Source organism: Methylomicrobium lacus, assembly GCF_041897535.1.
GTDB classification, from domain to species: domain Bacteria; phylum Pseudomonadota; class Gammaproteobacteria; order Methylococcales; family Methylomonadaceae; genus Methylomicrobium; species Methylomicrobium lacus_A.
In genome coordinates, this window is the sequence record NZ_CP169217.1 from 2611169 (window position 1) to 2635892 (window position 24724).

The following is a 24724-nucleotide window of genomic DNA, read 5'->3' on the forward strand; positions in this document are numbered from 1 at the left end:
GCGCTGGATTGTGCAGTATTATCCGCTTTAGCCTGTCTGCTTTCTTTTCACCTCGACAATGTTCGGCAAACAGCTGATTCGGGTCAAGACCTGGCTCAACTGGTCGATATTTTCGATCTGAATGGTCAGATTCAGGTCGGCCGAAAAATCGGGGTGCGTGTTCAATGCCGCATTCGAGATATGAATCTTCGAATACGCCAGCACTTGTGTCACCTGGTTCAACAAGTCCTTCGCGCTCTGCGCATGAATGATGATCGGCACCGAATAGTACGATTTGTCGCCGCCCCATTCGACCGGAATCAATTGCGCCTGCTTTTCCGGGCTCAACTGCAGGATATTCTCGCAGTTGCGGCGGTGCACGATGATGCCTTTCTTGTGCGAGATATAGCCGATGATCTCGTCGCCCTGCACCGGCGAGCAGCAGTGCGCGAACGAGGTCAGAACCTGATCGATGCCGTCGACCGTGACCGCCGATTTCGCGGCCGGCTTTTTTTGCTGAATCCTGATGAACGGCGCTTCTTCCAGCTCGGGGATCTTGAAAAATGCGGCGACCTGGCGGCTGGTGATGTCGCCGCGACCGATCGCCTCGTACAGCTTGTCCTTGTCCGGTTGCTTGAAATGCTTGGTCAGCTCGTTCAGATTGGCCAGTTTGACGCCGAGCCGCTGCGCTTCCTTGTCCAGAATCGCCTTGCCGGTCGCGATGTTTTGCGCCATCTGCTGATTCTTGAACCAGCTTCTGACGCGCGCGATCGCATGCGGCGATTTCAGGTAGCCGAGGTTCGGGTCGATCCAGTTATGATTCGGCCCGCCTTCCTTCGCGGTCAGGATTTCGACCTGTTCGCCCGATTTCAGCACATAGGTCAACGGGGTGATGCGTCCGTTCACCTTGGCGCCGCGGCAGCGGTGGCCGATTTCGGTGTGGATCGCATAGGCGAAATCGAGCGGCGTCGAGCCCTTGACCAGATCGATCAGCTTGCCGGCAGGAGTCAGCACATAGACGCGGTCGGAAAACAGTTCGGTCTTGAAATCCTCGGCCAGCGTCTCGTCGCTGTCTTTTTCCTCCAGCAGCTTGCGCAGCGAGGCGATGTTTTTTTCGACCGCGGCATTGTGCTTGCCGCCTTCCTTGTACGACCAGTGCGCGGCGACGCCCATTTCGGCGAATTCGTGCATTGCGCGGGTGCGGATCTGCACCTCGATCCGGTTGCCGTCGCCGTCGAGGATCACCGTGTGCAGGGACTGGTAGCCGTTTTCCTTTGGATTGGCGATATAATCGTCGAATTCTTTCGGAATCGTCTGCCAGAGGCTGTGCACGAGACCCAGGACCGTGTAGCATTGGGTCAGGTTGTTCACGATCACGCGCACGGCCAGGAGATCGTACAGTTCCTCGATGCCGAGCCGCTTTTTCTGCATCTTTTTCCAGATGCTGTAGATGTGCTTCGGCCGGCCGTATACGTCGGCAGTGATGCCTTCCTCGTTCAGCGCGGCGTGCAGTTGGGCGATGAAATGGCTGACGCAACGCTCGCGCTCGACCCGTTTATCGGCGAGCGACTTGGCGATGCTCTTGTAAACCTGCGGCTCCAGATAGCGGAACGCCAGGTCTTCGAGCTCCCATTTGAACTGATGAATCCCCATCCGGTTCGCGATCGGTGCATAAATGTCGAGCGTTTCGCGCGCGATGAAATGGCGCACTTCTTCCGCTTCGCCCGCGAGACCGCGCAGGCGCTTGACCCGGTAAGCCAGCTTGATCAGCACCGCGCGCACGTCATGAGTCATCGACAGCAGCATCCGGCGCAAGGTTTCGGTCTGGTTCGGCTGATGCGTCATCTCGGGCGTGTAGACGCTCAATTTGTTCAGCCAATTGACGTCGTTGACCAAGGCGTCGACCGTGGCGCCAAAGCGGCCGGCAATATCCGGGCGCGGCTTGAGCGTATTCAAGCGGGGGTCGCTTAAAATAGCCGCCAGAGTCGTTTTCAGATCGACATGAAAATCCGTTAAAATAGCCGCCACTTCAAATCCCTTCGGACGGCCATAATCAGGATCGTCTGGAATTTGGGCGATGATGGCAAGCGCCTGGCTGATCTGCTCGCGATCGGGTTCGGAAAATCCGTCTAACAGCGATTTGTTGGGGTCGGTTTTTTTCGGCATCGTACGGAAAAATACAGGGAAGGCCGCGCAGGCTCTTGGCTCGATAGTCGGAAACTTTGACAGGCGCTATCGCCGGTTGAGTCAATTCATTTAGCAATAATAAAGCGAATAAAATGAAAATTACAGTGTTCGGTAGCGGTTATGTCGGTCTGGTCACGGGCGCCTGTATGGCGGATGTCGGTAACCAGGTGATTTGTATGGATATTGATGCGGACAAGGTGGCCAAGTTGCAGCAAGGCGAAATTCCGATCTTCGAGCCGGGCCTCGATGCGATGGTCAAGGAAAATCAGGCGGCGGGACGCCTTAAGTTTACCACCGATGTGAAGGAAGCGGTCGCGCACGGCGTGTTTCAATTCATCGCGGTCGGCACGCCGCCCGATGAAGACGGCTCGGCCGACCTGCGTTATGTGTTGGCGGTCGCCGAAAGCATCGCCGAACACATGACCGACTACCGGGTCGTGATCGATAAATCGACCGTGCCGGTCGGCACCGCCGACAAGGTCAAGGCGAAGATAGAGGAGGTGCTGGCAAGACGCGGCGAAAAGATCGAATTCGACGTGGCCTCGAATCCCGAGTTTCTGAAGGAAGGCGCGGCGCTGAACGACTTCATGCGCCCGGACCGGATCATCATCGGCGTGGACAATCCGCGCACCGCGGAATTGTTGAAGGCCTTATACGCGCCGTTCAACCGCAGCCATGAGCGGATCATCACGATGGACGTGCGTTCGGCCGAATTGACCAAGTATGCGGCGAATGCGATGCTGGCGACCAAGATCAGCTTCATGAACGAACTCGCGAATCTGGCCGAATATTTGGGCGCAGACATCGAGCAGGTCAGGCAGGGCATCGGTTCGGACAGCCGGATCGGCTACAGTTTCATCTATCCGGGCTGCGGCTATGGCGGCTCCTGTTTTCCGAAGGACGTGAAGGCCTTGGAGCGCACCGCAAAGGAACAGGGCTATCATGCCGAACTGTTGAACGCGGTCGAAAACGTAAACAACCGGCAAAAAAGCCGCTTGTTCGAAAAAATCAGCGCGCATTATCAGGGCAAGCTCGAAGGCAAGGTGATTGCCTTATGGGGACTCGCCTTCAAGCCCGACACCGACGACATGCGCGAGGCGCCGAGCCGGGTCGTGATCGAGAGCCTTTGCCGGGCCGGCGCCAGGGTGCAGGCCTACGACCCCGAGGCGCTCGCCGAAGCGCGGCGGATTTACCGCGACAAGCCGCAGTTGAAACTCTGCTCATCTCCAAGTGCCGCATTGGACAATGCCGACGCCTTGGTGATCGTGACCGAATGGAAGGAATTTAGGAGCCCCGATTTCGATGAGCTGAACCGCGCGCTCGGCGACAAGGTCATTTTCGACGGCCGCAACATGTACGAACCGGCGTTTGTGCGCCGCAGCGGATTGGCCTATCATGCGATAGGCAGACCTTAATCGATGCTGTTATGATAAAAATCATGTAGCGTGCGCCGCGCCTACCACTAAAGTTTCAAAAAACGGAAAAAGGGAGTCGCGGCAAGCCCTGTCCAGCGCTCGGCGAAATACCTACCATTCATTCTTCTGGAAGAACCCAACCACTCAACGCTCAAATGACCAAACAAGAAAAATCCCTCGCGATGACCGTGCTGATGACGCCGGACATGGCCAACTTCGCCGGCAACGTGCACGGCGGTTCGCTGTTGAAAATGCTCGATCAGGTGGCCTATGCCTGCGCGGCCAAATATTGCAAGAACTATGTCGTAACGGCCGCGCTCGATCAGGTGTTTTTCAAGGAAAACATCAACGTCGGCGATCTGGTCACGTTCTATGCGCATGTGAATCATGTCGGCCGCTCGTCGATGGAAGTCGGCATCAAGGTGGTCGCCGAAAACCTGACCACGCACGAAAAGCGCCATACGACCTCCTGCTACTTTACGATGGTCGCGATCGACGGCCACGGGCACAGCATCGAAGTTCCGCAATTGATTCTCGAAACCGAGGTCGAAAAACAGCTGTTCAAGGACGCGGAACAGCGCAAAAAATGCCGCGAGGAACTGCTCGAAAAAAACCGCGCGATCCGCGTCGATCTGCCGGAGGGGCTGCTCTAAGTGGGTTTGCAGGACAATTTCGAACAACTGCCGCTGAAAGAGTTCGCCGAAAAAGCCTACCTCGATTATTCGATGTATGTGATCCTGGACCGGGCACTGCCGCATATCGCGGACGGCCTGAAGCCGGTGCAGCGCCGAATCGTCTACGCGATGTCGGAGCTCGGCCTGACCGCGCTGGCCAAGTATAAAAAATCGGCGCGCACGGTCGGCGACGTGCTCGGCAAGTACCATCCGCACGGCGATTCGGCCTGCTACGAGGCGATGGTGCTGATGGCGCAGGACTTTTCCTACCGCTATCCGCTGATCGACGGCCAAGGCAACTGGGGGTCTCCGGACGATCCGAAGTCGTTCGCGGCGATGCGTTACACCGAATCGCGGCTGACCCAATACGCGCAGACCCTGCTCAGCGAACTCGGCCAGGGCACGGTCGAGTGGACCGACAATTTCGACGGCACGTTAAAAGAGCCGGAACTGTTGCCGGCACGGCTGCCGAACGTGCTGCTGAACGGCACGATGGGCATCGCGGTCGGCATGGCGACCGACATTCCGCCGCACAATCTTCGGGAAGTCGCGGCCGCCTGCATACAACTGCTCGACGCGCCGGACAGCACGATCGAGCAACTTCTGGAACACATCCAGGGCCCCGATTATCCGACCGCGGCCGAAATCGTTTCTTCGCGCGACGACATCCGCAAGCTGTATATCAACGGCGGCGGCTCGATCAAGATGCGCGCGAAATACGAGGTCGAAGACGGCACGATCGTGATCACCGCACTGCCATATCAGGTCTCCGGCTCCAAACTGATGGAGCAGATCGCGGCGCAAATGCTCGCGAAAAAACTGCCGATGATCGAGGATTTGCGCGACGAATCCGATCACGAGAACCCTACACGCCTCTTGGTGATTCCGAAATCGAAGCGCACCGATACCGATGCGGTGATGTCGCATCTGTTCGCGACCACCGATCTCGAAAAGAGCTACCGGGTCAACATGAACATGATCGGCCTGGACAATCGGCCGAGAGTTCGGGATCTTCGCGAAATCCTGGTCGAGTGGCTGCAATTTCGCACCGACACGGTCAGAAAACGCTTGCAGCACCGCCTCGACAAGGTCCTGGCGCGCCTCCACATCCTCGAAGGCCTCCTGATCGCCTATCTGAACATCGACGAGGTGATCGCGATCATCCGCCAGGAAGAACATCCGAAGCAGGTGCTGATGGAGCGTTTCGGGATTTCCGATATTCAGGCCGAGGCGATCCTCGAATTGAAGCTGCGTTATCTCGCCAAGCTCGAGGAAATGAAAATCCGCGGCGAACAGGACGAGCTGGAACAGGAACGCGCCGCGCTCGAAAAAACGCTCGCCTCGCCGCGCCTTCTGAATCGGCTGATCCGCAAAGAGCTCGAACGCGACGCGGAAAAATACGGCGACGACCGCCGCTCGCCTATCGTCGAGCGCGAAGCCGCGCAGGCGATGGAAACGACGCAATTGATCAACAACGAGCCGTTGACCGTGATTTTATCGCAAAAAGGCTGGATCAGGGCCGCGAAAGGCCATGACTTCGATGTCGACAGCTTGAACTACCGCGCCGGCGACGGTTTTCTCGAAGCGGTCAAATGCCGCTCGACCCAGCCGGTTTGTCTGCTCGATTCGACAGGACGCGCCTACAGCATCACAACGCATGACCTGCCGTCGGCCAGAACCCAGGGCGAACCGTTGACCGGACGCCTGAATCCGCCGCCCGGCGCGCTGTTCGTGCATCTTTTGGCCGGCAGCCCGGACGACTGGTTTGTGGTCGCAAGCGATTACGGCTACGGCTTCCGGGTGCAACTGAAAGAGCTGCTCAGCAAGAACAAAGCCGGCAAGGTCTTGCTGACGCTGTCCGAAGGCGCCAAAGTGATCAAGCCCGCCGAACTCCGAAGCGACAGCGACCGGCTTGCGGTAGTGACCCGGCAGGGAAGGCTATTGATCTTTCCGGCGCTGGAGCTGCCGGAGCTGGCCAAAGGCAAGGGCAACAAACTGATCCAGATTCCGGCGGACGATTTGGCGGCCGGCAATGATGCGGTCATTGCGGTGACGGCGCTGCCCGAAGGCGGCCAATTGAAAGTCACCGCCGGTAAACGGCCGTTGACCTTGAAAGGCGCGGACATTGAGCACTATTCGGGCGCGCGCGCGAAACGCGGCCTGCATCTGCCGCGCGGTTTTCAACGCGTCGATGCGCTGGAAGCCGAATGACAGTAAAATGCCTCGCGCGATGAATTCAGTGGCTTTCCGTAGGTCTTAGCTTGAGGAGATTCGCGTTCTCCTCTTCCGTGCGCCCACTGGGCATAACGGAGGGGACGTAAAGGAAACATTGAATTGTCAGCGCAATTGCACCAAAAACACACCGTTTAGCCGGTAACATTCGACATCATCCAATGGGAGGATAGTAAATGAACAAATTACGCATTTATTTGACGGTTGCCATTGCCGTTCTATTGTTAGGCGCATCAACCACCGCGGCGGCGGATAATTCATCGGCAGGCAAGTTTGGCCGCGGCCTGGCCGGCATGACCTGCGGTTTTCTCGAAATTCCGGGCAATATCGTGCAGGAAACACGCAGAAGCGGCGCGATCGGCTTTCCGGTCGGTTTGGCAAAGGGGCTCGGCATGACGGTAACCCGGGAACTGGTCGGCGTTTACGAGTTCGTCAGCGCGCCCTTCCCGGTGCCTGCAGGCTATAGGCCCATTTTAAGCCCCGAATACCCTTGGGATTATTTCTAGCCGATCGATCAAACACCGCATCCGGTTGGCGCCGGAAACCGAGCGCGCCACCCGGGTGATTCGCTACACAAACTTCTAAAATTCCGCTTCAACCGAGCGCGCCTTTCTGCTCGGGCCGTCAGTACCCGCTCGCCAAAGCTTTCCCTCTCGAATTCAATGCGCCGACAATGAACCGCACGCCAAGGGAGCAGTCCAATCGTGAAGGAAATCATCAGGGCAGCCCGCAGCCGAGTTCATTGCCGAGGGCGGATTCTTAACCGATCGCATAGCGAGGGTAACGCGATGAGACGCATCTATTTTCTAGCGCCGGACATCAAAACGACGCACAAAATTGTCGACGAGCTCCGCCGGGAAGGCATCGAAGACCGCCATATTCACATCCTGGCCAAGCGGGACACCCCGCTGGAAGACTTGCCGGAAGCCTCCGTGCTGCAAAAAACCGATTTTCTCCCGGCCCTGGAGCGAGGCATCGTCTTGGGCGGCTCCGCAGGCTTGCTGGCAGGATTGGCCGGGCTGTCTTATGCGGGATTCGTCATCGCCGGAGGCCCCATCCTGGGCATCATCATCGCCGGCGCCACCATCGGCTCGCTGATGGGCGGTCTGGCCGGCATGAATTCCGGCAATTCAAGACTCCATCAATTCGAAGCCGCGATCGAAAACGGCGAATTGCTGGTGTTGATCGATATTCCTCTGGATCGTATCGGCGAGATTACCGAAAAGATTGGGAAACATCATCCGACGGCGGAATTTGAAGGGATCGAACCGATTCTGCCGTTGAAATATTGATGGAAATTCGCGCCAGCGCCTGGATAAGTCGCGGATACAAAAATGGCCGCATAAAGCGGCCATTTTCGTCTCAAACAATTAAAATTTATTGGAGATGTGAACTCAAGCAAGTTTGAGTCGCAGCCAGAGCATTGTTGATCGCGGCGGAAGATACGCTAACGGCGTTGTTTGTGCAACTGGTCAGAGCGAGCGGATCGGTCGTCGAAACGTGGGTAGCCGCGCAAAGTTGCAAATCGACTGACAATTGCAGATTGGCTGCGTTTACCAGGGATGTATACGCAGAGGCGCAAGCCAGCGGGCTTGGCAGTTTCGCGATGGTGTTGTCAAGCGTGGTAGCCGTTGCAGTCAGTTGGTTGTAAGTCAGATCCAGAATCGCGTTAACCGCTGAATCGACAACGCCCAACAGAGTATTAGTGGTGCTTATCAGAGTATTGGTGGTATTTGTAATAAGGCCTGCGGAAGCCTGGGTGCTGATTCCTGAGATAATAGTAGTAAATAATACAGCGGCAACTAAACGCTTTTTACTTGTCATGACAGTATCCTTTTAAAATAAACTATTGAATAACATGGATTGTTTTTCAGCCGAAAGTGATTCCAGCCATCGCAATCAGAAGCCTTCTTCTCGACTGCGTTAAGGATTCTAGGGCATTTGAACTTAAAAAGTACTTAGACCAATGTTAAGATTGTGTGACTTGCTTCGAAGATGAGACTCCCGATGTTAGCCTTTTGGGTTTCGCTTTATTTTTCCCTGTCGATGAGCCGGCAAAACCAGCCTTTAAATCAATGTGTTGAAAACTGACACGCGGCTAAATTAAGGGTTTCTCAACGTGGGACGTCCTCGTTATATCCAAATTGGAAACAATTAATTTCCATTTTGTTTATACCAATGCAGGGATTTTGTGGCTAAACTGGATAGCCCTCGTTGCATGCCCACCTATTCATGTCGAATACGCCGATACATCACTCCCATTCATATCGGGATAAGCGGTCGGCAACACCGGCGACTGGGGGTGGCGAAGATGCCGCCCCCGAAGTCCGGATTTCCGCTCAAAAACTTGGCGTTTCGCCATTCATGCAAAGATTTTGTACAGCCCGTCCAGCACCAGCGAATTCGGGCTGACGATCCCGATCACCTTGCGGTCTTCGATCACCGGCGCCCGGACCAGATCGTAGTGCGCGAATAGCCGCGAACAATAACGGATGTCCATCTCCGGATGCACCGAGATGACCGGTTTGGTCATGATTTCATAGACATTGATCCGGTCCGGCGCTTTATCCTTGGCCAACACATGGCGGGCGATGTCGCCGCAGTTGATCAGTCCGTATTCGTCATCGTCATGGCGCTTGTTCACGATCAGCACCGCGGTCTGCATGGCCTTCATCTTCTTCAATGCATCGCCGACGGTCGCGATGCCGTCTATCGTGCCGAAGTCGGTTTTCATCACGTCCCTGACGCGGATAATCATGCGGTTGTTCATATGGCGTCCTCCAGTTCTTGTTTCAATACCTCAACCTGATGCATCACCCCGATCGCGTCCTCGACATCGATCTGAATTGCGATGCCGGTGCCTGGCGTGTTGTCGAAATCGGCGACGCTGGCGATTTTCTCCAGGATGTGGCGACTGATGTGTTCCTCGACCAGCATCAAGACCACGTCGCGTTGCGCCTCGAGCGTCAGGCCGAAGAAGGTTTTCGACTGTTTCATGCCTTCGCCGCGGGCGTTGTTGATCACGGTCGCGCCTTTCGCGCCGCCTTGCCTGGCCGTCTCGAGCACCAGATCGGTTTTGTCGTCATCGACGAAAACAAGGATTAATTTGAAATGCATGATGTACCTCAGGACTTGGATGAAAGACGGGACTTATTGAGCCATTGCGCGATTTGCGCATAACCCAGCACTGCGATGATCGGAAACAGACTGGCGAAGGCGATCAGGCCGAATCCGTCCAGTAACGGATTGCGTCCGGGCACGGCCTCGGCAAGACCCAGCCCGAGCGCGGTAATCATCGGCACGGTAACCATCGATGTGGTGACCGCGCCTGAATCGTAGGCTAGGCCGAGGATCAGTTTGGGGGCAAAGCGGGTCTGAATCATCACGACGAGATAGCCGCCGAGGATGAATAGATAAAATTCGGAACCGGTCACGATGCGAAAAACGCCGAGCGCGATGCCGAAGCCGACGCCGAGCGCGACCGAAAGTCGTAAGCCCCAGGCCCGGATCGTACCACCTGAAATTTTCTCGGCCTTCAACGCGACCGCAAGCAAGGAGGGTTCGGCCAGCGCGGTCGCAAAACCGATGCTGGCGGCGAAAATATAAATCCAGAAATAAGCCTGCCAGGAGACCGATTCATCCAGAACGGCGACGCCTAAAAACTCTGGCGTGGTCAACTGCGAGGCCATCAGATCGCCAAGCGGAAACAGCGCCATATCCAGGCCCTTCAGAAAAAACACGATGCCGAGCAAGACCGAAATAAAACCGATCAGAATTTTTCTCGGATGGGCGATCGGCCGGCGAATAATCAGCAACTGAAAGCCGATGATGGTCGCGGCGATCGGCAACACATCCCGGCAGGTGGCCAGCAGTGTCATCGCAAACTGCATCAGTTCGTCGATCATAATTTCGCCATGCCGTAAGCCATCACGAAAATGATCGGCATCAATGCCGCAAACACCACCAGACCAAAACCATCGCTCATCGGATTGCGGCCCTTGATCGCGGTCGCGAGTCCAACGCCGAGCGCGGTGACCAAGGGCACGGTAATGCTGGATGTCGCAATGCCGCCTGCATCATAGGCGATGCCGATGATTTCTTTCGGCGCAAACGGCGTCATCATGGCCACGCATAAATAGCCGATAAAAACCGGATAATAGACCGGCCAGCCGCGGATGATCCGCAATACGCCGATGATCAGCGCGATGCCGATCGACAGCGCGACGGTCACGCGCAGGCCGAGCGCATAGTCGGCTTTCGCCGTCTCGGTCGCCTCGATGCTGTTGCCTTGACTGGCGATATCCGCGGCTTTTTCGGCGGCGGCGACCAGTGCCGGTTCGGCGACTGCCGCGCTAAATCCGAGACAAAAGGCAAAGACCAACAACCAGAGCAGACTGCCCTTGCGGGCAAAGTCATACGCGATATCCTCGCCGAGCGGGAACAGGCTGAGTTCCAGACCCTGAACAAACAAGGTCAGACCGATAATTAAAAACAGCGAGCCCGAGATCAAATCAACCAGATTGGGCAACGGTTGTTTGATGATCAACACCTGAAAGATCAGCACGACTGCAAAAATCGGCGCCAAATCCCGGCAACTGCCCAGCAGGTATTTGATGAAGCGATTGTTGAGCATGCAGGGTCCTGGAGTCTTAAATAACGGTTCATTGTATATGAAAGCAGACGGGCAAGGCTATCGACCTGGGCGCAGATATTAAAGACAGCGATTGCCAATGAAATCGTGTTCCGGCCCATTAATGTTTGAATCTGTTCGCTTAGCGTTTGTCCTAAGGCTTAGCTAAACAAGAGCTTCGCCAAGCTCGGGCCGGCGGAGCCAATACTTCACAGGGGCTGGTCAAAATTCGCCTACACGCAGAAGAGACTACTCGAACTGCACACCCGAGAGTAAAATAAGTCAATCATTCTACCCCACACTACAGATTCCAACCATCGAGACATCCCCATGAACAAACTGATCGTCGGCCTGATTTTGGGCTTCAGCACATCCTTGCCGGCTGTTGCCGAAACCCCGCAAGCCCCCTCCGAAACTCCGGCTCCGGCCGCCGCCGCGCCACAGCCCGAAGCCGGCAAGCATCACGGCATCAAGTTGAAACAACTGAGCGAGGAACTTGACCTGAGCAAGGAGCAGGAAGCCAAAATCAAGTCGCTGTTTAAAAAGCATAAACAAAAAATCAAGGAAATCCGCGAAGAGAGCAAGGAAGAGGTCAAGGAGACGCTGACGCCGGCGCAAAAACTCAAGCTGTATCAGCTGAAGGAAAAAAATAAGGATAAAATCAATGCGCTGAAAGAAACGGTCAAGGAAGAAGAAAACAAGCCGTAAAACCCAGTACCGAGCTTTCGTCACGGCGTGAACGACGCGACCCAGCGTTTCAGTTGCTTGATGTCGGATGGCGCCGCCTGTTTGCCGTAACGCATTCGGATGAACACCTCGGTAATCCGCTCGATTTCGGACGCATGCTGCGGCAGCTGGGTTTTGGCGCGTTCGGCGAAGTCTTTCGCGCCCTCGCCGCTGCCCTTGATCAGGCCCTTACGCGCGAGTTTGGCGCAGAAGCGCGCGTAGATCAGCAGCGTCGGGTCGGTTTGCCGGCGTTTTTGCAAGAGCATCGATGCCGTCAGCAATAACGTCATCACGGCCACGATCACGGTCAGCCAATACACCATCTCCCCGCTGTCCTTGATGCCGAAGCCGGACAGGAAATTGGCCTGGTGCAGGCTGTCGTAATCGATGATCCAACGCTGCCAGTTGTAATCGACGGTGCCCCAGATCAATCGGGCCTGCTTGATCAGGTTGAACACCTTGCCGAACTCTTGATGTTCCATATCGAAGAGTATTTCTGCGCCCGGACTCAAGCGGCTGACATCGAGCGGATATTCGATTCTTTCCGGTGCAATCGCCGCGGTCGGATCGTAGCGGACCCAGCCTGCATTTTCATGCCAGACTTCGGCCCAAGCGTGCGCGTCGGCTTGCCTGACCTGAATGAAATGGCCGAGAGCGTTCACTTCGCCGCCCTGAAAACCGGTCACGACGCGGGCAGGTATATGCGCGGCGCGCAGGAGATAGACGAAAGCGGAGGCATAATGGCTGCAAAAGCCTGCGCGCGTATCGAACAGGAACGATTCGATCGGATTGTCGTCGAGTTTCGGAGGCTCCAGCGTGTAACGGAAGTTTTCGTTGCGGAAATGATCCAATAACTTTTGGGCAAAAGCCGCCGGCGTGGTGTTATAACCGTGCAATTGGCTGACGAGTTCCTTGATACGCAGCGAGGGCTTGCCCGGCAATTGCACCGCATCCCGGTATTCGCCGGCCGATAGCGGCCCCGTATTGTAGGTCGGATAAGAAGTCAGCTTGTAGGCAACGCGCTGTTCGAAATTTCCCGAGGTGGTCAATTGATAATTGGCGTTTCGGGTCAGCGGCGCAGAAAAGCCGACCGGCATGTCCAAGGCGAACACCCAGTTTTTCTCCTGCGGCTCCATCAACAAGGTATAACGGTAGGGGCTTCCCGAGACCTTTGGATTGCGCTTCGCATAGTCCGCAAAATTCTGCGCCTGCATCCAGAGCTTACCGTTGGTCATCGACATCACCGGGCCACGCCAATAACGTTCTTGCGGCGGCGGTATCGGGCCGTCGAACTGCGCACGGAACACCAACTCATCGGACAAACTCAAATTGGTGATCGAACCGGGCTCCATCACTTCACTGAGGCCGGTCCTGTTTTGGGTTTCGCTGCCCACCGCCATCCATTTCGGCGCATCGAGGCGCGGAAACAGAATGAACATCGCGGCCGCGAGCGGCGCCGCCTGCAGGGTGATCAGGCCGGCCAGTTTGAGCGCCTGCACGAATTGCTTCTGTAAACCGTTCATAGCGATCAAAAGCGCCAGCAATAGGCAGCAAACGCCTCCGATATAGACGCCGAGCAGCATGTTTTGAGCATAAAGAAACTGGGTGGCGGCCACGACGAAAGTCATGTAGATGATCAGATAAAAGTCGCGCTCCTGTTTGATCTCCATCAGTTTCAGGCCCAGCGCAATGATCAGCAGGCTGGAGCCGGCGTCGCGGCCGAGGATGCCTTGCCGTCCGACGAAGAGCAGCGCGATACCGACAAGCAGCAACAAAAACACGGGTAGCCGGCCGGGCAGCCAGGCCGGACGCCAGATGCCGAGCAAACGCCAGCCCCAGAGGGCGGTGAAAAAGCCGAAAGAAAGATTCGGGATATGCCGGAGGTGCGGCAGCACGGCCAGGCCGACCGTGCCGAGCAATAACAGCAAAATGTTTTTGTCGATTGCGGCCGTTTTCATGGCGAGCACAGCGCCAAGGCTTCGAGGCAGGATTGCCGATGCTGCGCGCCGCTAGCGGGCGCCAGTAGGACGCCGGGCAGGCAAAGACCGTAGTCCAAACCAGCCTTGTCCGCATCGAGCACCCAGCGGCATAATTGGCAGAGACGTTCTTCCAGATCATAGCCCGGTGTGCCGTCCAGTTCCAACCAGAGCTCGCCGTTGCTGTCGCCGCCGTATTGCTTGCTGAATACGCCTTGCCCTTTCGCGTAGGCTTTCCAATGGATGTGCTTGATCGAGTCGCCGGCTTCGTAGTTTTTCAGGCCGTAAAAATCATCGTTGCCCTTTTGGCTGGCGCCCTCCTGATTGGCGCCGAGGGCCGCTTGCGGAAAAGGCAGATCGGCCACGGCAGGCTTAGGATAAACCAGGACTCTCAGATCGAAACGCAGCGGCGACCAGACGCGAAACAGGCCGAGCGGAAAGGTGCTGTACAAGGTGATCGTGCCGGCCTCAAACCAGCCCCGCCGGGCGGTGTGTCGATAAACGAAGGTTGGATTTTGACTGTCAGCCGGAAGGGACAGAACGGTTTCGATTTGGCCCGCAATCCTGATTTGCGGGCGCGGCATTGCCGACGGATTGTAGATATGGAGTGGAAAAGCGGCCATTTCGCCCGCAAACACCGGTTTCGCAAGGCCTTCGCTAATCACCAGCCCGGACAGCGATTTGAAGCTGTGCACGGTCGTGATGAAAAAGGTGCTGGCCAATAAGAACGACAGCAGATAGACCAGATTGTTGTTATAAACGAAGCCGATGAAAAACAGCAGCAGCGTCAGCAATGCAAAGCCGAGGCCGCGCGGGGTCGGCAGGATGAAGATGCGGCGATGGTTCAGTGTGATCGGCCCCGGCGCGGGGTTCTCGCCGAGCACGAAGCGGCTGAGCCGGAAGCGCTCCTTCAAGGCCAAGGCATTCATCAAACGGCGACCTGCCTCAGGATCGGCGCGACGACCGCGTCGGCCTCGACGCTGCCCGAGCGAATCCGGTGCCCTGCGACCGAAGCCAGTACCGCCTGAATGTCTTCCGGAATCACCGCGTCGCGGCCGTCCATGTAAGCCCAGGCCTTGGCTGCGGTCAGCAGCGCAAGTCCTGCGCGCGGAGAAAGCCCCGTGGGATAAGCCGCCGATTCGCGGGTAAAGCGGATGATCGCCTGGCAATAATCGAGCAGAGCATTCGAGGCATGCACCTCTAGCACTTCTTTTTGAATGCGTTGGAGTTGTTCCGGCGGCAGCTTGACGGTCAGTGTGTCGATCAAGCGGTGCCGGCTTTGGCCTGCCAACAGCAGGCGCTCGGAGGCGGAGTCCGGGTAACCGAGCTCGATCCGCATCAGGAAGCGGTCCAACTGCGATTCGGGCAGCGGAAAGGTGCCGATCTGGTGCGCCGGGTTTTGCGTCGCGATCACGAAAAAAGGCTCCGGCAATGGATAAGTCTTGCCGTCCACGGTGACCTGATGTTCTTCCATCGCTTCGAGCAATGCGCTTTGCGCCTTCGGCGTCGAGCGGTTGATTTCGTCGGCCAGCACCATCTGCGTGAAAATCGGTCCCGGATGAAAGGTAAATTGCTGGTTCTTCGCATCGAACACCGAGGCGCCGATCATGTCGGCCGGTAATAGATCGCTGGTAAACTGGATGCGCTGGTAATCGAGGCCGAACAGTTTCGCGAGCGTGTGCGCCAGCGTGGTCTTGCCAACGCCCGGAATGTCCTCGATCAACAGATGCCCGCGCGCCAGCAGGCAACAGACCGCCAGCCGGACCTGCCGCCGTTTGCCGAGCAGGATTTGATTGGCCGAATCCAGTAACGCGTTGATTGCATTTTGCATGAGTGATGATACGATGCTAGATGAGAAACGCCGGCTTGCGACAAACCCGGCAAGGCCCTTGAAGTATAGCAGGATGTCACGCTGCATCCTTAAGGCCACGGACAGCGCGCAAGCCAACAATAGACTGACATGGAGGAAAAAACCGTGAACGATTATGAAGAAATACGCGGCAATTTGATCGGCATGCTGGAAGAGCTGAACGACCGCTTGAGCAAGATCACCGACGATGTGAAGCATACCGAAGAGCCGCCGGAAAAGGACTTTGCAGAACAGGCCGTGCAGGCCGAGAACGATGAAGTGCTGGATTTTCTCGGCAATCGCGCCAGAAGCGAAATCGCGCAAATCAAGGACGCGATCGCCAGGATCGATTCCGGCCATTACGGCATCTGCCAAAGCTGCGGCGAACCGATCGCGAAGGCGCGGCTGAAAGCACTGCCTTATTCGAATTTGTGCATCAAATGCGCGAGCCAACAAGGCTGTTGAGACGACTACCGCACACGCGATGATTGAACTTCTAGCGATAGCCCGGCAATTTTCCGGGTCGAGTACGGCTGTGTTGCCGCTGGGCAACGGCCTGATCAACGCGACGTATCTGGTCACGACCGCCGCCGAGCCATTCGTGCTTCAGTGCATCAATGCGCATGTCTTTCCGGAGCCGGAAGCGATTCTCACGAACCTGGCCGAGATCGGCAGGCATATCGACAGCAAGGCACCCGAAGCGGTCGAACTGCAAATCCCTCGGCTGATCCAGTCCGAAGCCGGCTTCGACTCGGTCTGCGACGACCGGGGCCGCATCTGGCGCGCGACCCGTTATATTGCCGATACGGTCAGCCTGGAAGTGCTCGGCAATCTGCACGAGGCCCGTCAGGCCGGCTTTGCGCTCGGACATTTTCACCGCCTGCTCAGCGACCTCGATCCTGTACGGCTGAAGGATACGCTACCCGGCTTCCATATTACGCCAGCCTATCTGGCGAATTATGACCGCATCCAGCCAACGGCCGATCCGAACCGGATCAGCAAGGATTGCTCATCATTTATCGAACGCCACCGCGTCTTCGCCGACGATCTCGAAACGGCAAAGCGGCAAGGCCTCTTGCCGCTCAGAATCATCCATGGCGACCCGAAGCTGAACAACTTTTTATTCGACCGCGACCGGCAAAAAGCGGTCGGTCTGATCGATCTCGATACGGTCAAGCCGGGCCTCCTGCATTACGACATCGGCGACTGTTTGCGCTCCTGCTGCCACCGCCCCGAAAACGACACGTTCGATCCTGACATCGGCGAGGCGATACTGGCCAGTTATCTCGATGAAGCCGGCCATTTCTTTACCGGCCCCGATTATGACTATCTCTATGCCGCGATCCGGCTGATTCCGTTCGAGTTGGGCCTGCGTTTCTATACCGACCATCTCGAAGGCGACCGCTACTTCAAGGTCGAAGGACCGGAGCAGAATCTCGAACGTGCCCTCGGTCAATTCCGTTTGTGTAAAAGCATCATCGCTCAGGAAGGGGCCATCATAAAGCTGGTCGAATCCTTGCTCGGCAAAACGGCATGATTCGCCTCGGCGCCCCGTTGACGGTATTGCCGGATCCCGCCGAATCCTAAGTGATGGACAGGCGGAATTATGCGATCGGCCTCGCCCTGGTGCTGCTTGGCGCCTTGGGCTTCTCGATCAAATCGATCCTGATCAAGATGGCTTATGCGGCCAGCCCCGGCATCGATGCGATCACGCTGCTTGCGCTCAGGATGCTGTTCGCCCTGCCTTTTTTCATCGCCGCGGCGCTTTTGCATAACCTCAAGGCGCACCCGCCGGCCTTGTCGAAACAGGAATGGCTGTTCGTGACGCTGCTCGGACTTGACGGTTATTACTTCGCCAGTTATTTGGACTTCGCGAGCCTGCAATACATCGCGGCAGGACTGGAGCGGGTGATCCTGTTCCTGTATCCGACCTTCGTCGTGCTGTTTTCGGCGCTGCTGTTCCGCCGCCCTATCACCGCGGCCGTGTTGATCGCGCTATTGCTCAGTTACGGCGGCCTGATCCTGGTCTTTCTCGACCATCTCTCCGCCGCCTCGCCGAATCTCTGGCTCGGTTCGGCGCTGGTACTGGGCAGCGCGCTCGTGTTCGCGGGCTTTACGATGGGCAGCGGCGTGATGGTGCACAAGATCGGCTCGATCCGCTTTACCGCCTATACGATGACCGCGGCCGGCATCGCCACCTTGATTCATTTCGCGGTGCAGCGCGGCAGCGCGCTGATCGGCTTTGCCGCCGACGTGTATGGACTGGCCCTGTTGATCACGGTCTTTTCGACCGTGCTGCCGGCATTTTCGATGAATGCGGGCATCCGCCGTATCGGAGCGGATTTCGCGTCCATCATCAGCACGACCGGCCCGATCGCGACCTTGATCTTCGCGTATTTCTTGCTGGATGAGCCCGTTTCCGCAATACAGCTCGGCGGCACGGCGCTGGTGTTGAGCGGCGTCTATGTGCTGGGCAAAAACAAAGTCTGATTCGGCATTCCACGGCAATTTTTTGCCAACTTATTGGCTTTCTTGAGGTCTCAAGATAAGTTACATAGCCTGCGCTCCGCTTTAAGCGAAGCCGGAGAGACCGAACATGACAATATCGGAAGCCAATACGCTTTTAGAAATGCCCCCGCAATGGGTGTGTCTGGAATGCGGCTACAACATGATCGGCGAAATGCCCGATGTTTGCCCTTTCTGCGGCGCCCGACACGAGCGCTTTTTGCCTTGGGAGGTCGCCGAGCACCAATTTCGGGTGACCGAGTTTCCGGTCGACGACACGGTGACTCAGCTGCTTTCGGTGCCGAAACTCGGTTACGAACATGCCGCCTACCGGATCGAAACCGCGCAAGGCGGGGTGTGGATCGATGCGCCCTCCGCATTCAACCGCGACCTGGCGCCGGTTCGGGCGATCCTGTTCACGCATCATCACTTCATGGGCGCCTCGAACCAATACCGAAAGCTCTGGCAATCGGAAGTCTGGCTGCATGAACACGATGCGAGCCAGCCCTTGGCAAGATCGTTCACCGTCGATCACCGTTTTACGGAAAGCTTTAGCGCTTTCGGTATAGAGGCCCATCACTGCGGCGGCCATACGCAGGGCTTTACGTTTTACATCTACCGCGACGTGCTGTTCATCTGCGATTACGTCTTTTTGACTCCAGCCGGCATGATTTTCAATCCCTATGGCCCCGAGCGCGAAACCCGCCAGCAGGCTTCCTTTATTCGCGAGGTCCTGGCAAAGCGGACGCTTATGACCGTCTGCGGCTATAACTATGTGGCCCCTTTTGCTGACTGGCTACCCCGGTTTGAACGCCTGTTGGCGGAGCGCTAAGTCCTGCGATTTTAACCCGATACTCTGAGGAGGTTCCCGCGATGCCCCGGAATGACCCGTTCAAAGTCAGGCAAGACCTGGATCCAGGCGCTTTCGGTAATCTTGCCTATTATTCGCTGCGCCGCCTGCAAGAAAATACCGGCACCAATCTATCGCGGCTGCCGTTCTCGATCAGGATCCTGCTCGAATCGCTGCTGCGCAACTGCGACGGCTTCGCGATCACCGAGGAGCACGTGTTGAATCTGGTGAATTGGCTCCCGTCGGGCGACAGACGCGAGATCCCTTTCAAACCGGCGCGCGTGATCTTGCAGGATTTTACCGGCGTGCCCGCGCTGGTCGATCTGGCCGCGATGCGCGATGCGATGAAGAAGCTCGGCGGCGACCCGAAAAAAATCAATCCCTTGCTGCCCTGCGACCTGGTGATCGATCATTCGGTGCAAGTCGATTATTACGGCCAGAGCATTTCGCTCGCGTTAAACGAAGCGCTCGATTTCGAACGCAATACCGAACGCTATGAATTTTTGAAATGGGGCCAGGCCGCGTTCCGGAACCTCCGCGTGGTGCCGCCGACGACCGGCATCGTGCATCAGGTCAATCTCGAATATCTGTCGCAGGTGATCTTCCGGAATCAGGACAATAACCTGTGTTATCCGGACAGTTGCGTCGGCACCGATTCGCATACGCCAATGGTGAACGGTCTCGGCGTCTTGGCCTGGGGCGTCGGCGGCATCGAAGCCGAAGCGGTGCTGCTCGATCAGCCGATCTACATGTTGGTTCCCGATGTGGCCGGCATCAAACTGACCGGCAGGCTGAGCCCTGGAGTCACCGCAACCGATCTGGTGCTCCGGATCACCGAATTGTGCCGGAGCGTCGGCATGGTCGGCAAGTTCGTCGAATTCTTCGGCCCCGGCCTGTCGTCGATGAGCATTCCGGACCGGGCTACGATCGGCAATATGGCGCCCGAACAAGGCTCGACGGTCAGTTATTTTCCGATCGACGCACTGACCTTGGATTACATGCGGCTGACCGGTCGTAGCGCCGAGCAGATCGAGTTGACCGAGCGCTACGCCAAGGCCCAGGGCCTGTTCCGCCGCGACGACATGCCCGATCCGCTCTACAGCCAGGTGTTGACGGTCGACCTCGGCGTAATCGAACCGGCGCTGGCCGGTCCCAAGCGGCCCCACGACCGGATTGCGCTGAGCCAGGCCGGCGCCGGCTTTCGCCGCATGTTGACCGAGCCGGTCGGCTTCAAGGGCTTCGGTCTTGCCGAAAGCGAACTTAAGCGAACCGCGACCGTCTCGATCGGCGATACTCAGGAGCAAATCGGTCATGGCGCGGTCGTGATCGCCGCGATCACCTCCTGTACGAATACCAGTAACCCCTCGGTGATGCTCGGCGCCGGCCTGCTCGCGAAGAAGGCGGTCGAGAAGGGCTTGCGCGTCAAGCGCACTGTCAAAACCTCGCTCGCGCCCGGTTCGACGGTCGTGACCGAGTATCTGAAAAAATCGGGCCTCCTGCCTTATCTTGAGCAATTGGGTTTTTATCTGGTCGGCTACGGCTGCACGACCTGCATCGGCAATTCCGGGCCCTTGGAAGAATCGGTGGCCAGGGCGATCGTCGACAACGATTTGGTGGTTTCGGCGGTCCTGTCCGGCAACCGCAATTTCGAAGGCCGCGTGCATCCTTTGACCAAGAGCAATTTTCTGGCCTCGCCGCCGCTGGTCGTCGCCTATGCGCTGGCCGGATCAACCGCGATCGATATTACCACGGAGCCCTTGGGCTTCGACAAGGAAGGCGCGCCGGTCTATCTGAAGGATGTTTGGCCGACGAACGAGGAGATCAACGCCACGATCGCCGCTTTCGTGACCCCCGAGATGTTCAAATCACGTTATGCCGAAGTATTTGCCGGCACCTCCGAATGGCAGAAGATTGCGCTGACCGCATCCGAACTTTACCCCTGGAACCCGCAATCGACCTATATTCGCAGGCCGCCGTTCTTCGATGACTTGAAGATCGAACGGCAAAAACTCGGTCCGCTCAGCGGCCTTAGAGTCTTGGCGCTGTTCGGCGATTCGGTCACGACCGACCATATTTCGCCGGCCGGCCAGATCGCGCCGGACTCCCCGGCCGGCTTGTACCTCGCCGGCAAGGGCATCGCGCGGAAGGACTGGAACAGCTACGGCTCCCGGCGCGGCAACGACGAAGTGATGTGCCGGGGGACTTTCGCGAACGTGCGCCTGCGTAACCGGCTGATTCCGGGTTCGGAAGGTAACCGAACGGTTTTTCACCCGAGCGGCGAGCAGATGAGTATTTATGATGCCGCGATGCGTTACCAAGCGGCGGCGATTCCTCTGTGCATTATTGCCGGCAAGGATTACGGTGCCGGCTCATCGCGCGACTGGGCCGCGAAAGGCCCTTATCTGCAAGGCGTCAGGGTCGTTATCGCCGAAAGTTATGAGCGCATCCACCGCAGCAATCTGGTCGGCATGGGCATCTTGCCCTTACAGTTTGAAGAAGGGCAATCCGCGGACAGTCTTGGACTCACAGGAACCGAGACGCTGACGGCCGAGCTGCAGGACGATCTTAGGCCAAAGCAGACGATCAAGATCACGGCGAAGAGTGTCGAGGGGAGAAGCTTAATGTTTCAAACGATCTGCCGAATCGATACGCCGATCGAAGTCGATTATTACCGCGACGGCGGCATCCTCTGCACGGTGCTGAAAAAACTGCTGGCCGGAAATCAGAGCTAAAAACGCGCATTTATTCGAGGGCGATCGTCTCCTCGATGCAGTGGCTGACGCCGAGCTCGGGAGCTTCCAGCGTCATCTTGACCCGGATGGAGTTCCTCCCCGCCAGTTGCCCGTTCTCAACTGCTTTCAGCACCGCATGTTCGATTTCGCGCTGCGAGGTCACGCCGACTTTCTTCAGGTATTTCCGGATTTCCATATTCAAGGTGTCTTCGTTCATAGGAACCTCCCGAGGATCAGTGATTTGATTTACCAGATGGTGCGGCCGACTTTCCTGGCCGACGATAGAGTGACCCGAGCAGCGCTAAATAATTCATTTTCAAGGCCCACGCTTTGCGCCTAAAACTTTGTTGAACTTTTTATATCCCGTCGAATCCTATTAGCCGTACGTCTCCTACGGCGTCGGATCAGCCTAGCTCTCCCCCTGCATTCGGCTGATTTTCTTTAAACCCCAAAATATCGATCCGGTATTTTGGGGTTTTCTTTTTCTATCCGGCCTTTTATTGGGTTTCTTTGCTATGCTCATAGCATCTTCACCTTACCCTCGCCATGTCCATGGATTCCTCAGAACACGCCGCACTCGTTGCCTTGGTCGAAAAGATGCCGGCTTTCCCGAAAAGCGTGCAGCGCGTCGTGCAATTGACTTCCAATATCGATGTTTCCGCGAAGGAAATCGTACAGGTAATCGAATATGATCCGGTGTTGACGGTCAAAATTTTGAAGGTGATCAATTCTGCATTTTACGGGCTCTCGCAGAAGATCAACTCGGTGCAGCGCGCGGTCGTGCATATCGGCTTGAATACGGTCAAAAACCTCGCGATGAGCGTCGCCGCGATGGGCATGCTGAAAACCTCGAACAAGGCCAATTTCAGCGCCACGGCGTTTTTGCTGCATGCGCTCACGACCGCCGCGATCAGCCGCAAACTCGCGGAACGGGCAGGTCTCAGTCAACAGGAATGCAGCGATTGTTTCGTGGCCGGTTTGCTGCATGATTTCGGCAAGGTCGTGTTCGCGGAATTCATGCCGGAGCGTTTCAAGCTGGCACTGGCCAAGAGCCGGGAGGATAATGTTTCTCTGCACCTGACCGAGCTCGAATTCATCGGCATCAATCATATCGAGGCCGGCACGCTGCTGGCCGAAAAATGGGGCCTTTCCGAGTTATTGATCGAAGCGATTCGGCATCATCACGGCCAGCCGGTCAACGCCTTCGGCGAATGCCTGTTCGCGGCGAATCAGATCAGCAAGCGCTTGCATTTCGGCGACGGCGGCAATCCGGTCGTCGAAGCGCTTCCCGATACGATCGTGAACCGCTTCGGCATGCCCTTGGAAGCGCTGATCGAGGAACTCGGCGATCTGAGCGGCATGGTCAAGGAAGCCGAACTTTTTATCAAACCCTAACAACAACAATAACAAGCATGAAATTTAAATTTTGGGGAGTCAGGGGGTCGATCCCGACGCCGGGTCCGCAGACCATCAAATACGGCGGCAATACGACCTGCATCGAAATCCGAACCGACCGGAATGAGCTGATCATTCTCGACGCCGGCACCGGCATTCACGCACTCGCGCAAACCTTGCTTCGGGACATGCCGATCACCGCGCATATTTTCATCACCCATACGCACTGGGATCATATTCAGGGTCTGCCGTTTTTTCTGCCGATTTTTTTCAAAAACAATCGCATCAACCTATACGGAGGCCAGGATCCGGTCACCGATGAAAACATCAACCGGGCCTTGTCCGCGCAATTGCAATACAGTTATTTTCCGATCCATGAGGCGCAGCTGAAGGCCCGAATCGACTATTTGACGGTCAGGCCAGGCGAAACGGTCTGCGTCGGCAGCGCCCGCATTACCCCGATCATCCTGAATCATCCGGTGTTGAATTTCGGTTACCGGGTCGATTGCGACGGCTCCTCGCTGTTTTTTACCGGCGACTTCGAAAGCCAGATTAATATCTATCAACCCGAGGATGACGACTACGCTTCGTACCGGAGTTTTCTGCTCGAAAAACATCAGGAAATCGTAGCCGCGATGCAGGATGTGGATGCGCTGATCGTGGATTCGTCCTATACCGATGAAGAATATGCGATCCGCCTGGGCTGGGGGCACGGAACCTACCGTTCCGGCATCCAGCTGGCGACCGAGGCGAACGCGAAGCGCTTGTTTCTGACCCACCACGAACCGACCCGGACCGATGCCGATCTCGATCTGATCCATCGGGATCTTCTGGAGCAACACCCCCAGTTTGCGGACAAATTGTTCATCGCGCGCGAGGGGTTGGAAGTCTGCCTTTAGTCCTCGCCTGCCTGCGCAAATAAGTAATCCAGCGCCTGATGCGCCTCGTCCACACCGCTTTTCTTCAGCGAAGAAAACAGTTGCACGGTCAAAGGGATAGGCGCGCCGCTGAGTTCTTCCTGCACCTGCAATAACGTGTTTTTGGCCGCACCAAAGCTCAATTTGTCGGACTTGGTCAACAGGATGTGCACAGGCAATTCGGCATGTTCGCACCAGTGCAGCATTTGCCAGTCGAATTCGGTCAGGGGATGTCGCGCATCCATCACCAACACGATGCCGCACAGCGATTTCCGCCGGTTCATGTACTCCTCGATCGCTTTCTGCCACTGCTGCTTGATCGCGAGCGGCGCGCTCGCAAAACCGTAGCCGGGCAGATCGACGAAGCGGCGCTCTTCACTGATCGCGAAAAAATTGAGCATTTGCGTCCGCCCCGGCGTCTTGCTGATCCGCGCCAGCGCATTTTGCCGGGTCAACGTATTCAGCGCACTCGATTTGCCCGCGTTCGAACGGCCGGCAAAGGCGATTTCGAGCCCATGGTCGGGCGGCGCATGTTTCAGGCTGGGAGCACTGTTAATAAATTTTGCTTGATGATAAACTGGGTTCATCGCTGTCTCGCTTCGCTAAGGCAAATGGGGTAGAATCCCGGGTTAGGATGGAAACAGCCAATTCTGAATG

At 56.8% G+C, this 24724-nt stretch carries 24 protein-coding genes; 13 read left to right on the forward strand and 11 right to left on the reverse strand.

What is annotated here, in order from left to right; all coding sequences use genetic code 11:
• Positions 1-27: 27 nt before the first annotated feature.
• Complete coding sequence (locus tag ACEPPP_RS11510; RefSeq protein ID WP_374086818.1) at positions 28-2145, reverse strand: bifunctional (p)ppGpp synthetase/guanosine-3',5'-bis(diphosphate) 3'-pyrophosphohydrolase; 2118 nt, start codon at positions 2143-2145, stop codon at positions 28-30.
• 113 nt (positions 2146-2258) lie between these two features.
• On the opposite strand from ACEPPP_RS11510, the gene ACEPPP_RS11515 reads away from it, so the two are divergent.
• The 5 genes from ACEPPP_RS11515 (at position 2259) to ACEPPP_RS11535 (ending at position 7779) form a co-directional block, all read left to right on the forward strand.
• A complete protein-coding gene (locus ACEPPP_RS11515; RefSeq protein WP_374086820.1) occupies positions 2259-3581 on the forward strand; it encodes a UDP-glucose/GDP-mannose dehydrogenase family protein in 1323 nt (440 codons plus the stop codon).
• A 155-nt stretch (positions 3582-3736) separates the two neighbouring features.
• Complete coding sequence (locus tag ACEPPP_RS11520; protein WP_374086822.1) at positions 3737-4234, forward strand: acyl-CoA thioesterase; 498 nt, start codon at positions 3737-3739, stop codon at positions 4232-4234.
• On the forward strand, positions 4235-6466 hold the full coding sequence (gene parC / locus ACEPPP_RS11525) for a DNA topoisomerase IV subunit A (RefSeq protein WP_374086824.1): 2232 nt from the start codon (positions 4235-4237) through the stop codon (positions 6464-6466).
• A gap of 197 nt (positions 6467-6663) precedes the next feature.
• Positions 6664-6993, forward strand: coding sequence for an exosortase system-associated protein, TIGR04073 family (locus tag ACEPPP_RS11530; RefSeq protein ID WP_374086826.1), 330 nt, complete (start codon positions 6664-6666; stop codon positions 6991-6993).
• Between the two features lie 282 nt (positions 6994-7275).
• Positions 7276-7779: a DUF1269 domain-containing protein gene (locus ACEPPP_RS11535; RefSeq protein WP_374086828.1), complete on the forward strand. Its 504-nt coding sequence runs from the start codon at positions 7276-7278 to the stop codon at positions 7777-7779.
• A gap of 85 nt (positions 7780-7864) precedes the next feature.
• On the opposite strand, the gene ACEPPP_RS11540 is transcribed toward ACEPPP_RS11535, so the two are convergent.
• The 5 genes from ACEPPP_RS11540 to ACEPPP_RS11560 all read right to left on the reverse strand — a co-directional run bounded on the left by ACEPPP_RS11540 (position 7865) and on the right by ACEPPP_RS11560 (position 11120).
• The gene (locus tag ACEPPP_RS11540) at positions 7865-8311 is read right to left on the reverse strand and encodes a hypothetical protein (RefSeq protein ID WP_374086830.1); all 447 of its coding nucleotides are present in this window, start codon (positions 8309-8311) and stop codon (positions 7865-7867) included.
• Positions 8312-8849: 538 nt separating this feature from the next.
• The gene (locus tag ACEPPP_RS11545; protein ID WP_374086832.1) at positions 8850-9257 is read right to left on the reverse strand and encodes a CBS domain-containing protein; all 408 of its coding nucleotides are present in this window, start codon (positions 9255-9257) and stop codon (positions 8850-8852) included.
• Entirely contained in the window at positions 9254-9604 is a 351-nt protein-coding gene (locus tag ACEPPP_RS11550) for a P-II family nitrogen regulator (RefSeq protein WP_374086834.1), read from the reverse strand. The genes ACEPPP_RS11545 and ACEPPP_RS11550 overlap by 4 nt, the downstream gene beginning before the upstream one ends.
• A gap of 8 nt (positions 9605-9612) precedes the next feature.
• Complete coding sequence (locus ACEPPP_RS11555) at positions 9613-10392, reverse strand: DUF1538 domain-containing protein (RefSeq protein ID WP_374086835.1); 780 nt, start codon at positions 10390-10392, stop codon at positions 9613-9615.
• On the reverse strand, positions 10389-11120 hold the full coding sequence (locus tag ACEPPP_RS11560; protein WP_374086837.1) for a DUF1538 family protein: 732 nt from the start codon (positions 11118-11120) through the stop codon (positions 10389-10391). Before ACEPPP_RS11560 ends, ACEPPP_RS11555 begins: the two co-directional genes overlap by 4 nt.
• A gap of 327 nt (positions 11121-11447) precedes the next feature.
• Here ACEPPP_RS11560 and ACEPPP_RS11565 point away from each other — a divergent pair, with 327 nt between their 5' ends.
• Positions 11448-11825 carry a hypothetical protein gene (locus ACEPPP_RS11565; RefSeq protein ID WP_374086838.1) on the forward strand — a complete coding sequence of 126 codons (378 nt, stop codon included), beginning with the start codon at positions 11448-11450 and terminating at the stop codon, positions 11823-11825.
• A gap of 20 nt (positions 11826-11845) precedes the next feature.
• Here the strand turns inward: ACEPPP_RS11565 and ACEPPP_RS11570 are convergent, their stop codons facing one another.
• Genes ACEPPP_RS11570 through ACEPPP_RS11580 form a run of 3 tightly spaced genes read right to left on the reverse strand, consistent with a single transcriptional unit; the run spans position 11846 to position 15650 of the window.
• Complete coding sequence (locus ACEPPP_RS11570; protein WP_374086839.1) at positions 11846-13801, reverse strand: DUF3488 and DUF4129 domain-containing transglutaminase family protein; 1956 nt, start codon at positions 13799-13801, stop codon at positions 11846-11848.
• On the reverse strand, positions 13798-14748 hold the full coding sequence (locus ACEPPP_RS11575) for a DUF58 domain-containing protein (protein WP_374086843.1): 951 nt from the start codon (positions 14746-14748) through the stop codon (positions 13798-13800). The genes ACEPPP_RS11570 and ACEPPP_RS11575 overlap by 4 nt, the downstream gene beginning before the upstream one ends.
• The gene (locus tag ACEPPP_RS11580; RefSeq protein ID WP_374086845.1) at positions 14748-15650 is read right to left on the reverse strand and encodes an AAA family ATPase; all 903 of its coding nucleotides are present in this window, start codon (positions 15648-15650) and stop codon (positions 14748-14750) included. Before ACEPPP_RS11580 ends, ACEPPP_RS11575 begins: the two co-directional genes overlap by 1 nt.
• 129 nt (positions 15651-15779) lie before the next feature.
• Here ACEPPP_RS11580 and ACEPPP_RS11585 point away from each other — a divergent pair, with 129 nt between their 5' ends.
• The 5 genes from ACEPPP_RS11585 (at position 15780) to acnA (ending at position 21755) form a co-directional block, all read left to right on the forward strand.
• Positions 15780-16133 (forward strand): TraR/DksA family transcriptional regulator, encoded by a 354-nt coding sequence (locus ACEPPP_RS11585; RefSeq protein ID WP_374086846.1) that lies wholly within the window; start codon positions 15780-15782, stop codon positions 16131-16133.
• 19 nt (positions 16134-16152) lie between these two features.
• Positions 16153-17205 (forward strand): phosphotransferase enzyme family protein, encoded by a 1053-nt coding sequence (locus ACEPPP_RS11590; RefSeq protein WP_374086848.1) that lies wholly within the window; start codon positions 16153-16155, stop codon positions 17203-17205.
• A 53-nt stretch (positions 17206-17258) separates the two neighbouring features.
• Complete coding sequence (locus tag ACEPPP_RS11595) at positions 17259-18158, forward strand: DMT family transporter (RefSeq protein ID WP_374086850.1); 900 nt, start codon at positions 17259-17261, stop codon at positions 18156-18158.
• A gap of 106 nt (positions 18159-18264) precedes the next feature.
• On the forward strand, positions 18265-19005 hold the full coding sequence (locus ACEPPP_RS11600) for a rubredoxin-like domain-containing protein (protein ID WP_374086852.1): 741 nt from the start codon (positions 18265-18267) through the stop codon (positions 19003-19005).
• Between the two features lie 41 nt (positions 19006-19046).
• Positions 19047-21755 carry an aconitate hydratase AcnA gene (gene acnA / locus ACEPPP_RS11605; RefSeq protein WP_374086854.1) on the forward strand — a complete coding sequence of 903 codons (2709 nt, stop codon included), beginning with the start codon at positions 19047-19049 and terminating at the stop codon, positions 21753-21755.
• Between the two features lie 10 nt (positions 21756-21765).
• On the opposite strand, the gene ACEPPP_RS11610 is transcribed toward acnA, so the two are convergent.
• Entirely contained in the window at positions 21766-21972 is a 207-nt protein-coding gene (locus tag ACEPPP_RS11610; protein WP_374086856.1) for a DUF6494 family protein, read from the reverse strand.
• 335 nt (positions 21973-22307) lie between these two features.
• Between ACEPPP_RS11610 and ACEPPP_RS11615 the strand changes: the two genes are divergently transcribed.
• Positions 22308-23150: an HDOD domain-containing protein gene (locus ACEPPP_RS11615; protein ID WP_374086858.1), complete on the forward strand. Its 843-nt coding sequence runs from the start codon at positions 22308-22310 to the stop codon at positions 23148-23150.
• A 17-nt stretch (positions 23151-23167) separates the two neighbouring features.
• The gene (locus tag ACEPPP_RS11620; RefSeq protein ID WP_374086860.1) at positions 23168-24049 is read left to right on the forward strand and encodes an MBL fold metallo-hydrolase; all 882 of its coding nucleotides are present in this window, start codon (positions 23168-23170) and stop codon (positions 24047-24049) included.
• Here ACEPPP_RS11620 and yihA read toward each other — a convergent pair.
• Complete coding sequence (gene yihA, locus ACEPPP_RS11625; protein WP_374086862.1) at positions 24046-24654, reverse strand: ribosome biogenesis GTP-binding protein YihA/YsxC; 609 nt, start codon at positions 24652-24654, stop codon at positions 24046-24048. The two genes, ACEPPP_RS11620 and yihA, sit on opposite strands and share 4 nt — an antisense overlap.
• Positions 24655-24724: the final 70 nt, after the last annotated feature.